The sequence below is a fragment of the Sorangium sp. So ce448 genome (genome assembly GCF_051520915.1).
GTDB classification, from domain to species: Bacteria; Myxococcota_A; Polyangia; order Polyangiales; family Polyangiaceae; genus Sorangium; species Sorangium cellulosum_B.
On sequence record NZ_CP150343.1, the window covers coordinates 5,108,026 to 5,120,865 of the forward strand.

A 12,840-nucleotide genomic window follows, 5' to 3' on the forward strand; every position below is an offset into this window, starting at 1 on the left:
GCGCTCGCTGGCGGTGACGAACGGCGACGACGCTTCGGGCAGGCAGCGCGCCGGCGTCAACCTGTCCGCGATGCGTCGTGCCGCCATGCCCCTGCACGAGCGGGGCGTCCGCTCACCACGAGCGCCCCCGGCCGGGGACCATTTCCATCGACGCCATGAGCCGTGAACTGGTCAAGAGCGCGCCCCACCGGGGGCCACCCGGCGATATGTCGGCGATGTGTCCGTCGGCGATGTGTCGGCCGATCTGTCGCCGTCACGTGATCCAGGTCGGATCAATCCTACGCCCTTCGGTGCGGGACCGGCGTCCTAAGTACGGCACGCGTGTTGCTAAATGCCCCCAGCGGTGCCGGATGATCTCCGAAGCGCCCTCGCCCGCAGCCGAACCCGGTTGGGCATGTCTGCGAGCAGAGAGGCGTTTATCGATTCAGATGAGGCGAATTTTTTCACGTATAGCGCAGCGCTCGCCCTCGCATCCTCCAGGTGAGCGGCGCCCTCTCCCGGCGGGTACCTGCCTCGCGCTGTCGCGAAGCCAGGACGTACGTCGTGGGCTCCAGGCACGACGTGTCGGGGGACGTGCTTCGGGTACAGCGAATGGTGTACCATCGGCTCCCGTGGCGACACCGGAGCAACTTGCGAATGCCTGCCCCACGCAGATCGGTCCCTACCGAGTCGTTCACCTCGTTGGACATGGTGGGATGGGTGTCGTCTTCGAGGGCGAGCATGTTGAGACCGGCGAACCCGTCGCGATCAAAACGGTATTCACGCCCGCGGAGAGCTCGCTGAGCAGCATCCGACGCGAGATTCACGCGCTCCAGCGGATTCGCCATCCAGGCGTCGTGAAGATTCTGCAGCAGGGCGTCGATGGAGGTCTGCCCTGGTACTCGATGGAACTCCTGCGCGGGCGGACTTTCCGCGACCACATCGGCGACATCTGGAGACGACACGCTGGCACCTCTGACATCACGCTGCGCGATCCCGAGCAGACGATACCCAGGAACCACGACAATTGGTCGAGCCCGCAGCGGGTGCCGGTAGCGCGGTGCCGGACGCCGCCGATCCAGTCGACGCTCTCCCTGATGCGCATGCTCTGCCGAACGCTCGCGTTCCTCCATGGAAACGGGGTGGTGCATCGCGATCTCAAGCCCGAAAACGTGTTCATCCGGCTGGACAGCACCCCGGTGCTCGTCGACTTCGGCATCGCCGCGCGCTTCGGGGGCGCGAAGGGGCGCGAAACGCTGGAGCTGGCCGCACTTGCCGGCACCGCGTCGTACATGGCCCCGGAGCAGATCAGCGGTGAGCTCGTCGACGCGCGGGCCGATCTTTACGCGGTCGGGTGCATGCTCTTCGAGTGCGTGACCGGCAGCCCGCCCTTCCAGGACCCTCAACCTCATATGGTGCTCCGGCGACACCTCTACGAGCCGGCGCCATCCCCGTCGTTGCTGGTCGATGGAGTTCCACCGCAGCTCGAGGATGTGATCCTGCGGCTGCTGGAGAAGTCTCCGCAAGACCGGCTGGGGCACGCCGACGACCTCGCGGCGATTCTCGGCGACCTGGGCGCGTGCGACTGGGACACCCCACCTATGCCGGCGCCGCAGCCGTATCTATATCGCCCGACGTTCTCAGGACGCGGTGAAGCCCTTCGCGAGATCGAGGGAGCGCTGTCCCGCGTCAACATGCGGCAGGGAGCTTGCGTGTTCGTAGGAGGCGAGAGCGGCATCGGCAAGACGCGTCTCGCCATGGAAGCCTCGGCTGTCGCGCAGCGCCGTGGGTTTCTGGTGATCACGGGCGAGTGTGTCGCGGTGGCCGCCGAGGCGGGCAAGGACAGCGAGGTCCGGGCCGGGCCGCTGCACCCCTTCCGCTCGCTGCTCATCGCCGTGGCAGACCGCTGCCGCGCGCTCGGCGCAGCGGGGGCCGAGCGGCTGCTCGGCGCAGCGGGAAAAGTGCTCGCATCCTACGAGCCGGCGCTCCTCTCCGTGCCGTGTGTCGCGACCCAGGCTGATCCGCCTGCGCTGCATCCGGACGCGGCGCGCAAGCGCGTGCTGGATGGACTGGCGCAGGCGCTGTTCGCCCTCGCCCAGAACGACCGGCTGCTCATGATCATCGACGACCTGCAGTGGGCGGATGATCTCTCGATCGCGTTCGTGCAGCAACTCGCCGAGACGAGCATGGAGGGCCGCTCCATGGTGGTGCTCTGCACGTACCGGATGGAAGAGCTGTCGCCCGAGATCGCGGGGCTCGTGCGGACAGCGGGCGTTCGAAGCTTCATGCTGAGCCGTCTCGACGATGTCGGCGTGAGCGCGATGGTCTCCGGCATGCTTGCGCTCCGGCCGCCTCCCCGGAGCCTCGTGGAGTTTCTGGTCACGAGCTCTGACGGCAACCCGTTCTTCGTCGCGGAGTACCTGCGGACTGCCATCGGAGAAGGTCTGCTCACCAGGGATCGAGCAGGGCGATGGCGTCTGCACGAGCGGGCCGAAGAGGACGCCACGTTGAGGGCGTCCATGCGGTTCCCCCGCACGCTCGCCGATCTCGTCGATCGGCGGCTCGGTGCCATCGGAGAAGAAGCACGGAGCCTCGTGGAGCTCGCGTCGGTCCTCGGGCGGGAGTTCGACAGCGAGCAGCTCGCGGCGACATCGAAGCTCGACGACACCGTGCTGCTCGAGGCGCTGGAGGTCTTGCGCGTACGCCATGTCATCGAGGAGGCGGCGCTCGGGCGCCTGCGCTTCGCGCATGACAAGATCCGCGAGGTCGCATACGAGCGGATCCCGGAGGAGCGGCGTTGCTTGCTGCACCGGCGCGTCGCGGACGTCCTGACGGCGAGATGGCCCGGCGCGCCCGACCTTGACGCCACGCTCGCGCATCATTTCGCGAAGGCCAGAGCGCCAGAGAGAGCGAGCATCTACTTCGCTCGCGCCGGGGATCGTGCCCGCGCAGCGCACGCGAACGGCGAGGCAATTTCGTTCTACCGGAGCGCGATCGCCGAAGCGCACAGCGCGCGGGCAGAAGGAGGAGGCAAGTCGCTGGAACCGGAGGAGCGCCTGCACGAGAACCTCGGCGACCTTCTGGCCATCACGGGCGGACAGGAGGAGGCGAAGGCCGCCTATGCGTCAGCGCTCCGGTGCCTCCGCACGGACGACCGCCTCTCACGCGCGCGGTTGTGTCGAAAGGTCGGCAAGACGTGCGAGACGCATCACCGGCACGACGATGCGCTGCGCTCCTATGCGCTGGCGGAGGAAGCCCTCGGGCCGGAGCCTACGAGTGACGGCGAGGAGGCGTGGTGGCACGCGTGGATCCACGTCAAGATGGAGCGCACATGGGTACACTATTGGCTTGCCCAGGTGGATGAGCTCGGAGCGCTCGTCGAGCGGTTGCGACCCGTCGTGGAGCGGCGGGGGACGTCGCAGCAGCGGGCACAGTTCTTCCAGTCCCTGATGCACATGGATCTGCGCCGTGAGCGGTATGTGGCGTCGGCCGGGACCGTGACCTATGCGCGCGCCTCGATGGAGGCGAGCGAAGAGTCGAGAGATGCAGGAGAGATCTGCGGCGCGCGATTCGCGCTCGGGTTCACGTTGCTCTTCAATGGCGGTCTCGAGGAGGCCGAGGTGGAGCTCGGCGCTGCGCTGCGAGAGGCAGAGCGAATCGGCGACGTGCCGCTGCAGTCGCGGTGCCTGACATACCTCATGATGACGTTCCGCAAGCGTTGCGCGGTCGAGCTGACCCGCAGCTTCGCGGAGCGGACGCTCGCCGTCGCGACCGCCGGCAAGATGAAGGACTATGTGGGCGCGGCGCAGGCGAACCTGGGCTGGGTCGCGTTTCGCGCAGGCGAGATCACGAGGGCCGAGTCGCTCCTGCTGGCCGCGATGGAGACATGGCGCTCGCTCGCCTATGCCTACCCCTTCCAGTGGATGGCGCTCCTGCCGTTGCTCGACATCGAGCTCGGCCGCGATCGGCTCAGGGAAGCTGCCGATCTGGCTCGGGCCATGCTCGATCCGAAGCAGGAGCGTCTTCCCGACAGGCTGGTCGCGCCCCTCGAAGGTGCTGACGGCGATGCCGTGGCGCGTGCCGGGTCTGCTGGCGCTGCGCGGGCGCTCCTCGCGCAGGCCGTCGACGTGGCGGAGCAGCTTAGATATCTATAGGCCTGTGCCGGAGATCGAAAGAACGGACACCACTTGACGTGGAGCGATAGCATGAGCAATGAAGAGAGAGACGCCCCTTGTTACCTGCACGCCGTCGTCAACGTGAAGCCGGATCGGCTCGACGAGTTCAGCGGGTTGATGGTGGAGCTGCGGAGGATGCTGCACGAGACGTACGGTGTTCGTCTCGAGCGGAGTTATCGTTCGATCTCGAAGCACGTCACCTTCGTCAACCTCTGGGCCGTCCCCAGCGGCGCCGTGCTCGAGCAGATCATGAAGGCTTCCGCTGAGGAGCCGCTCATCCACCGCGTCGAAGCCTGCATCGAGAGCGAGCAGGTCGAGGTGGTCTGCGCCGTCGAGTGCGACGAATAGGGGCCACGTCACACGAGTTCGCGTTGGGGTCCGGATTGAATTGCGCCGGACGCTCACCGAGGCAAGGAGAATAGCCGTGAGTCATGATGATGATGATGATAAAGACGAGAGCGATGACAAAGAGCACGATGAGAGCCGTTCGAGAGTCGATCTCGCGAAGGAGCTGACGGGTGGAGAGGATGACAGTATCATCGTCGCCAGCGATGATGGTCGCATCTTTCGACTCGCCAAGGAACGATGGCAGAACACGGACTTCGAGATCCGCGGGCCGGCGAAGAAGTACGTTGAGAATCGCTATCTCAAGAGGGGGGTCGTCGCTGCGAACATGCCGATAAACATTGTCGAGCCGTTCTTCGCGTGCTACCTGCTCAACATCGCGATGATCAACAAGAAGATCCCCTCGCGCGAATGAGCGGGTTCAGCGAACGGAGCAGCGCCGCATCCGGGTCGCGGCGAGCGCCCAGCGTAGAGGACGCTCGCCGCGATGGCGCGGTCGTGAAGCAGTTTCGCGCAGGTACCCACCGCGCCGTGCCCCCCGCCGACACGCTGCAGCGGCTCTCGCCGCTCTTCCCTGTTCTCGGGATCTCCCGGGTAGCCAACGTGACCGGGCTCGATATCATCGGCATCCCGGTCGTGATGGTCTGCCGGCCGAACGCACGTTCGCTTTCCGTATCTCAAGGCAAGGGGCTGGACCTCGCCGCCGCCAAGGCGTCCGGTGTCATGGAGGCGACGGAGCTCTATCATGCCGAGCGCATCACCTCTCCGCTCAAGCTGGGGAGCTACAACGAGCTACGTTTCTCTCACCCGATAGCCGACGTTGAGCTCCTGCCCAAGCTCCGCGTCAGCTCGTTCCACCCAGGCTCGCCGCTGCTCTGGATAGAGGCGCTCGACTGGCTCCGCAATGAGCCGCTCTGGGTGCCCTTCGAGCTCGTGCACACCAATTACACGCTGCCGCTGCCCACCGGAAGCGGCGCATTCCTGACGAGCTCGAATGGGCTCGCCTCCGGGAACCACGCGCGCGAGGCGGTGAGCCACGGGATATGCGAGGTCGTCGAGCGCGACGCGGGCACGCTCTGGAGCCTGCTCGGCGATGATGCACGTCGCGCCACCCGTCTTGACCTCGGCACCGTAGACGACCCCGGCTGCCGCGCCTTGATCGAGCGCTGCGAGCAGGTCGCGATCGCCGTCGCCGTCTGGGAGATCACCTCGGACGTCGGCATCCCGGCGTTCCGGTGCATGATCGCGGAGCGCGCGACGGGCGGGCTGAGCTCGCTGTATCCGGCGGCGGGGATGGGCTGCCATCCCGCGCGCCACGTGGCGTTGATGCGTGCGCTCACCGAGGCTGTCCAGAGTCGCATGACCATGATCACCGGCACCCGCGACGACATGAGCCGCGCCGAGTACGAGCGGCGCCTGGATCCGGAGCTCCACCGCCGCGTCCTGCGCGAGATCTGCGACGAGAGCCCGGGGCGTAGCTTCCACGACGTGCCGACCTGGGAGGGCGAAACGTTCGAGGACGACATCCGCTGGGAGCTGCACCGGCTCCGATCTGCCGGGATCGAGCGGGTGGCGGTGATTGATCTGACCAAGCCGGAGCTCGGGATCCCGGTCGTTCGCGTCGTCATCCCCGGGCTCGAGGCGATCGGCGGCATCCCCGGCTACATCCCTGGTCCGAGGGCCCGTGCTCGCCTCGCGGCGCCGGAGCGCGACGTATGAAGATCTACGTGTTCACCGGGCCAACGCTCCCCGCCGAGGAGGCCCGCGCCGAGCTCGACGCGATCTACCTGCCCCCCGTCGCGCAGGGAGATCTCTACCGAGCCGCGCTCGATCGGCCGATCGCGATAGGGATCATCGACGGCTACTTCGAGCGCGTGCCTGCCGTCTGGCACAAGGAGATCCTCTCTGCGATGTCCCAGGGGATCCACGTCTTCGGCAGCGCCAGCATGGGCGCCCTGCGAGCCGCGGAGCTCGCCTCGTTCGGAATGGAGGGCGTCGGCGCCGTCTATGAAGCCTTTGCCGCGAACGAGCTGGAGGACGACGACGAGGTGGCCGTGGCGCACGGCGCTGCCGAGGAGGGGTATCGGGCTTTGTCCGAGGCGATGGTCAACATCCGCAGCACGCTCCACGCCGCCGTCGCGGCCGGAGCGCTGACGGAGGCGGCGCGCGCCACGCTCGCTCGGATCGCGAAGGAGCTCTTTTATGCTGAGCGGACCTGGCCGCATCTCCTCAAACGAGGGCTCACGGACGGGTTGCCGAAGGAGGAGATCGACGCGCTCGTCGCCTTCTTGCCCGGCGGCCGTGTGAATCAGAAGCGCCTCGACGCGCTCTCCATGCTGCGGGCGATGCGCGCGCGCTTCGAGGCGAGGGTCGAGGCCAAGCAGGTGTCCTACCAGTTCCAGCACACGGAGGCCTGGGAGCAGGCGCGGCGCGAAGCAGGGCGACGATCGCTCCGCCCTGCTGGTGCGCGTCCGATCGCGGGCGCCGCCGGGGAAGTCGCGCCTCACGACGCGCTCTTGGAGGAGGTGCTGGTGGCCGGCGTCTACGCTCGCGTGCGAGACGGTTCGATGACCCGGGCGCTCGCGCTGGAGATAGCCCGACAGCACAACGTCCACGTTCCTCCAGAGGCGCTCCGCAGCGCCGCCGAGTCCCTCTGCGCTGAGCGAGGGATATGTGACGACCTCGAGCTCCGGCGGTGGGCCGCCGAGCAGGGAGTGGCGGATCTCGAGCGCTTTCTCCGCGACGAGGCGCAACGGCGGTGGGCCGAGGCGATGTTCGAGCCCGAGGCCTTGGATGCGGTCGCCGATCACCTGCGCGCCAGCGGCGAGTACGCGGTGTTCGCCTCACGCGCGCTGGACAAGCAGCGCGAGCTGGCCTCACGCGGCACGATGTGCCCGAGCCTTGTCGACGTGGGTATGGACGAGGAGGAGCTCTTTCGCTGGTACTTCGAGGAGCGGCTCCGCCGGGCGGTCCCGCCTGACCTCGCCGTGCATGCGCGCGCAGCCGGATTCGAGGACGTGGACACCATGCGACGCGCTGTGCTCCGGGAGTTCATCTACGCGCGCCGGGCCGCGCCGGCAGGGCGATCGCCCGAACCCCGGGCCTAGGCTCGGCTCGCGCGCGGCGGAGGACGAGCAATGCGAGAGGCCACGCCGGAGCGGCCCGCGTGAAGCCGCCGCGGAGCGGCGCCGAAGTCCGGCCAACCCTGGCCGGACTCAGGCGGGTGTAGCTGGCGCCGCTCGCGACTCGTGGAGGCCGAGCTAGCGGCTGTTCGGCCCGCAGTATTTCCGGAGCGCCTCGAGCAGGCGCTCGCCGTCCGGACGCCCCAGGCCGGTGCACGCATTCCAGCCGGGGGCAGCATGGTACATGTCGATGTTGGGGCGAATGACGTTGTTTCCCATCGTGATCGGGCGCATCGCCTCACGCACCTCTTGCTTGTAGAGGACCGAGTTGAGTAGAGGGACGCTGCGCCCGAGGCCTTGATAGAGCCGTGCCGTGAGGCCTGCGAGGAGCTGTACGGCGGCGCTCGTGCCGAACGAGGTCGCGCTCACCTTGCCGAACCACAGCCACACGCCGGACTTCAACGCGGCGTTCGCGGATATGTCCGGCACGCCTCGCATCGCGCCCTTGACACCTGTCTGCCACTGGGGGCGCGTGAAGACGTTGCTGAACCCGCCGCTGCTCGCCAGCTGTTGCCCGATCGCGACCTCGTTCCATACGACCTCGTTGGGCGGTCGGCGGTATGCAGGCTCCATGGTGGTACCACCGCAGGCGACGACCCATGGGCTGCTCGCCGGATAGCAGGGCTGGAGCTTGTCCTGGTCCGAGCTGAAGGCGCTCGGGGTCGAGCCTCGGTCGCCGGACGCAAAGAGGAGGGTGACGCCCTTCTGGACCGCGTACTCGATCGCCCGCTCGATCTTCTCCGGCCAGTCGGGGATGTCACCCTCCGCGGCACCCCAGCTGCTGCTCAGGATGGTGACGCCGTCGTCCGCCGCCCTCAGGATGGCGTCGTAGACGCCCGGCAGGTCTGCGGGCGTGCGGTAGACCCGGATCTCTGCCCCGTTGGCGACCGCCCCGAGGATCTCGACATCCATCATGATCTCCATCGTGAAGAGCAGGTCCCAGCTTGCTTGGTCGGCGAGATGAGTCTCCGTTGTAGGGCGGGTCCGGGCCCGGGCCGCCTCCTCGGCGCCCTCGAAGTGCGAGTGCTGCTGTTCGAGCCCCCAATGCAGGACGAAGTCGCGGATATCGTCCAGGGAAGCCGGCTCGTTCTTCGCGCCGTCCACCTCGACGATAGTGAGGCTGGGCACCTTCAGCCCAAGGCGGGCGAAGTACTCGGCGAGCACCTGGACCGGCAATCCGCCGCATGGAATGATGATGCCGACCTTCTGACCGGACCCATCGAGACCCTGCGGGAAGTTGTACATGTGCGCCAGGTCGAGCGCGGTGAACAGCGTGCGGCCGGGCTTCGTAGGCAACGCGATGTGCTTCAGCTCGTGTGCGTCTGTGCGAGCCCTGCCGATACCGAGCGGCCCCACGACGGGCCGGGTATCGAACCCGAGGACGCCGACCACGTAGTCCGCGAGCTCCGGGGGCAGCTCGATCGCGCCAGTCGGCGCACGGTACTGCGTGGCACCGTCGCTGACCCTGCGGAGCTCGACGCCGAAGGCGGCGCGTATGCGACGAGCCGTACCGGACAGGGTCACATCGGCAGGGAGTTCGCGCTCAGCGTCCACGCGAAGGCCGTGCGTTGCAGCGAAGCGGCGGACCGCCGCGAAGCTCTCGTCGCTCGCACCGTGCAGCTTCGTCAGCGACTCCAAGGCCAAGGAGCGGCTCTCGTCATCTTGGAGGGAGCGCCTCACCTCTGCGCGCTTCTCCGCGGAGAAGCGGGACAAGAGCATGACGACATGGATGACTTCGTCGTCGTTAACCGGGCCGAGGTCTTTCAGAGTTCGGTAATCCATGGCTTTCCTTCCATCTACGAGGGACGCCTCTCGGACCTTCTATGCGGGGCCATACGGCCCCTGGGCCAGTGAGGTACTGCGGACGATTGCACCCAGCGTGCCAGAGAACGACGCTGGTTGAAACGCGTCCTGCGATCGGGCTGCGCGCGATGGGTTGAAGGCCCTCGGGATGTCCGGCGTGAACAACGACGCGGTGACGCCGTCGGGCCGGATGGGTGACCGAGCTCGGTTACATGCACACCGAAAAATATCGACGTGACCGGGTATGGGTATTGGTTACATGTGTGTCAGTGTGCGCCCCCCCCCCCTTGTGGCGCCATGCACGCGCGTCCAGGCGTTGGGCGCGACGGCATGCGGTGCCGGCGATGGACATGTCAGCGCATTCGGGTGATAAGTAACGATGTGACGATGACATGATCCTCGAGTCGACAATCCAGCCCACCCAGGCGTTTCGCGCCGCCGTCGGCCCTCCTCCCGTCCCTGCGCTCACGATCCTGTGTCATCCATGCCTCGATCGCGTCGGTGAGCGGGCGCTCCTTCTGGATACCGACTCGGCGAGCGGGGTCCACCTCTCACGACTAAGTCCGCTCTTTGGCGCGCCTGGCGCGACGCGGGGCGCACCGCTCGCCGACCCTCATCTGAGTCGGACGCCTCTATCTCTGCATACCAAAGGTGGTGGTGGACTCCGGCTCTCTGTCGGCCAGAGCCCCACGTCGGTCGCTGCCGATGGCGAGGTGATCCGGAGCGAGCGGGATTTCACTCCGGAGGACATAGATCGGGGCGTGGTGCTTGAGTTATCGGACCGTGTTGTGCTCGCGCTGCACCTCGCCGCGCCTGCGGAAGGAGGCGATGAGAACGACCTCGGCCTCGTGGGGAAGAGCCCGGCGGTAGAGCGAGTCAGACGCGAGATCTGTCGCGTCGCCGATCTCGATGTGCCGGTGTTGATCCGCGGAGAGACTGGTACGGGCAAAGAGCTCGTCGCGCGCGCAATTCACACGCTGTGTCCGCGACGACAGCGATCTTTCATCGCAGTCAACATGGCGTCGATCCCCCCCTCGCTCGCTGGCGCTGAGTTGTTCGGCGTCGAGCGTGGCGCGTTCACTGGCGCGGTCAGCAGCCGACTCGGCTATTTTGGCGCTGCCCGGGGCGGTACGCTGTTCCTCGACGAGATCGGCGACACTCCACCAGACGTTCAGGTGATGCTGTTGCGCGTTTTGGAGGCCGGCGAGATCCAGACCATCGGTAGCCACCGGACGCAGCTTTCCGATGTGCGCATCCTCGCGGCCACGGACGCGGATCTGGAGGGGCGAATCGCGGCCGGGACCTTCCGCGCGCCGCTCCTCCATCGCCTCGCGGGGTTCGAGATCGCGTTGCCTCCTTTGCGCGCGCGCCTGGACGACATCGGGCGTCTCTTCGTTCACTTCCTTCGTGAGGAGCTACGTCTGCTCGGCGAGCCAGATCGCTGGCGCGACCAGCCGCCGGGCGGTGGCCTGTTCGTTCCGGCGGCGCTGGTCGCGCGTCTTGCCCGGTACGACTGGCCGGGCAACATTCGTCAGTTGCGCAACGTCGTCCGTCAACTCGTGGTCGGCAGCCGCGGGGCGCCCGCGCTCGAGGCGGGTCCGGCCCTCGAACGGCTGCTCACCCGAGATCCGCAAAGCGGCGGTGCCTCCACGGCGCCTGCCGGCGAATGGCCTCTTGCGCAGGCCCACGCGGCCGACGCCGAGCGGCCGCGAGTCGATCGGGCCCGCCCCAGCAAGGAGCGGCGCAGGCCCGCGGACGTCACCGAGGACGAGCTCGTGGCTGCGCTGCGCGTTTGCCGGTGGGATCTGAAGGCTGCCGCGGATCGGCTCCGGATCTCCAGGACATCGCTCTACGCGCTCGTCGAGCGCTGCAGCCGCGTCCGCAAGGCCGGTGATCTTGCCCCGGAGGAGATCGCGCGGGCGTATGCGGAGTGTCATGGCGACGTGGAGATGATGGTCGATCGCCTCCAGGTGTCGCGGAAGGCGCTCTCGCGCCGCATTCGGGAGCTCGGGTTGGCAGAGATGACGGCGGCGTCGGTCGTCCGTACGGGTACCCGGTGAGGGAGCGACCCCCCGGACCCGAGGACACGAGGCCTGCGTCGGTCTAGGCTTGTCCCGCATCCGGAGCTACCCCATGCCTCGTGTTCATCTCGTCACCACCGGCGGCACCATCGCGAGCCGCGTCGATCCGAAGACCGGCGCGGCCGTGCCCGCCGTCCGCGCGGAGGAGCTCGTCGCCGACGTGCCCGCGCTCGGGCGCATCGCGGAGATCGCGGTCACCGAGCTCTGCCTCGAGAGCAGCTGGAACCTCGGTCCGGACAGGATCGCGGCGCTCGCGCGCGCCGTGCGCGACCTTCAGGTCGACCCCGAGGTGGCCGGCGTCGTCGTCACCCATGGCACGGACACCCTCGAGGAGACGGCGTTCGCGCTGGATCTCCTGCTCGACGGGGACACCCCGGTCGTGTTCACCGGCGCGATGCGGGACGCGAGCACCGCGGGGACCGACGGCCCGCGCAACCTCGTCTCGGCCGCGCGGATCGCGGCCCTGCCCGCGGCGCGGGGGCTCGGCGTGCTCGTGGCGCTGAACGACGAGCTCCACGCCGCCCGGTGCGTGATGAAGACCCACACGACCGCGCTCGGCACGTTCGCCTCGCCGGGCGTGGGGCCGCTCGGCTGGGTCGACGGCGAGGGCGTCCGCGTCCACGCGCGCCCCGCGAGGACGCCGACGCTGCCGCTCGCGCCGCCCGAGCCGCGGGTCTACCTCGTCAAGATGGCGTCCGGGATGGACGATCTCCTGCTGCGCGCGATCCTGGAGGCCGGCGCGCGCGGGGTGGTGATCGAGGGCTCGGGCGCGGGGAACGTCTGCGGGAGCTGGGAGGCGGCGATCGGCGCGCTGGTGCAGGCCGGCACGCCGGTGGTGCTGAGCTCGCGCTGCCCCGGCGGGCGGGTCACGCCGACGTACGGCGCGCCCGGCGGCGGGCGGCGGCTGCGGGATCTCGGGGTGATCGCCGCGGGCGCGCTCTCGGGGCCCAAGGCGAGGCTCGCGCTGATGTTCGCGCTCGGGGCGGGGCTCGACGGGGCGGCGCTACGCGCGTATTTCGACCGGCTTGCCGGGTAGACCCTCGCCCCTCGCCCCTCGCGCCCGGGCCGCGCCGCTCGTCGCCGGCGCCGCTCGACGCCTTGCGCTTCAGCTTCTCCTCGACCCGCGTGCCCTTGAAGAAGCTCGCGTTGGCCTCGGTGTAGAGCTTGTAACGGTCAGTCATGAAAGACTCCGGAAAGGGGTTGGGCGCGCCGAGGCCGCCTGTGGACGGTCGATGGCCGTGCTGGCGCGCCGCTCTTTTCAACACGCTCTTTTCA

Annotated in this window: 8 protein-coding genes; 7 read left to right on the forward strand and 1 reads right to left on the reverse strand. The window is 68.2% G+C overall.

The window, feature by feature from the left end; genetic code table 11:
- Positions 1 to 350: 350 nt before the first annotated feature.
- The 5 genes from WMF45_RS19205 to WMF45_RS19225 all read left to right on the forward strand — a co-directional run bounded on the left by WMF45_RS19205 (position 351) and on the right by WMF45_RS19225 (position 7,606).
- Positions 351 to 4,133, forward strand: coding sequence for a serine/threonine-protein kinase (locus WMF45_RS19205; protein WP_437718328.1), 3,783 nt, complete (start codon positions 351 to 353; stop codon positions 4,131 to 4,133).
- A gap of 51 nt (positions 4,134 to 4,184) precedes the next feature.
- Positions 4,185 to 4,502: a hypothetical protein gene (locus tag WMF45_RS19210; protein WP_437718329.1), complete on the forward strand. Its 318-nt coding sequence runs from the start codon at positions 4,185 to 4,187 to the stop codon at positions 4,500 to 4,502.
- Positions 4,503 to 4,578: 76 nt separating this feature from the next.
- Positions 4,579 to 4,914 carry a hypothetical protein gene (locus tag WMF45_RS19215; protein WP_437718330.1) on the forward strand — a complete coding sequence of 112 codons (336 nt, stop codon included), beginning with the start codon at positions 4,579 to 4,581 and terminating at the stop codon, positions 4,912 to 4,914.
- Between the two features lie 83 nt (positions 4,915 to 4,997).
- Positions 4,998 to 6,218: a YcaO-like family protein gene (locus WMF45_RS19220; protein ID WP_437718331.1), complete on the forward strand. Its 1,221-nt coding sequence runs from the start codon at positions 4,998 to 5,000 to the stop codon at positions 6,216 to 6,218.
- The gene (locus WMF45_RS19225) at positions 6,215 to 7,606 is read left to right on the forward strand and encodes a TfuA-like protein (protein ID WP_437718332.1); all 1,392 of its coding nucleotides are present in this window, start codon (positions 6,215 to 6,217) and stop codon (positions 7,604 to 7,606) included. Before WMF45_RS19220 ends, WMF45_RS19225 begins: the two co-directional genes overlap by 4 nt.
- A gap of 153 nt (positions 7,607 to 7,759) precedes the next feature.
- Here the strand turns inward: WMF45_RS19225 and WMF45_RS19230 are convergent, their stop codons facing one another.
- Entirely contained in the window at positions 7,760 to 9,463 is a 1,704-nt protein-coding gene (locus tag WMF45_RS19230; protein ID WP_437718333.1) for a S53 family peptidase, read from the reverse strand.
- Positions 9,464 to 9,876: 413 nt separating this feature from the next.
- Here WMF45_RS19230 and WMF45_RS19235 point away from each other — a divergent pair, with 413 nt between their 5' ends.
- Positions 9,877 to 11,544, forward strand: coding sequence for a sigma 54-interacting transcriptional regulator (locus WMF45_RS19235; protein ID WP_437718334.1), 1,668 nt, complete (start codon positions 9,877 to 9,879; stop codon positions 11,542 to 11,544).
- A gap of 73 nt (positions 11,545 to 11,617) precedes the next feature.
- Positions 11,618 to 12,601, forward strand: a complete 984-nt coding sequence (locus tag WMF45_RS19240; protein ID WP_437718335.1) for an asparaginase — start codon at positions 11,618 to 11,620, stop codon at positions 12,599 to 12,601.
- The last annotated feature ends 239 nt before the right edge of the window (positions 12,602 to 12,840 follow it).

Excerpts from the sequence above, each read along its gene's own strand:
- WMF45_RS19235 (WP_437718334.1), top strand. The coding sequence starts at position 9,877 with ATGATCCTCGAGTCGACAATCCAGCCCACCCAGGCGTTTCGCGCCGCC.
- WMF45_RS19240 (WP_437718335.1), top strand. The coding sequence starts at position 11,618 with ATGCCTCGTGTTCATCTCGTCACCACCGGCGGCACCATCGCGAGCCGC.
- WMF45_RS19225 (WP_437718332.1), top strand. The coding sequence starts at position 6,215 with ATGAAGATCTACGTGTTCACCGGGCCAACGCTCCCCGCCGAGGAGGCC.
- WMF45_RS19205 (WP_437718328.1), top strand. The coding sequence starts at position 351 with ATGATCTCCGAAGCGCCCTCGCCCGCAGCCGAACCCGGTTGGGCATGT.
- WMF45_RS19210 (WP_437718329.1), top strand. The coding sequence starts at position 4,185 with ATGAGCAATGAAGAGAGAGACGCCCCTTGTTACCTGCACGCCGTCGTC.
- WMF45_RS19230 (WP_437718333.1), bottom strand. The coding sequence starts at position 9,463 with ATGGATTACCGAACTCTGAAAGACCTCGGCCCGGTTAACGACGACGAA.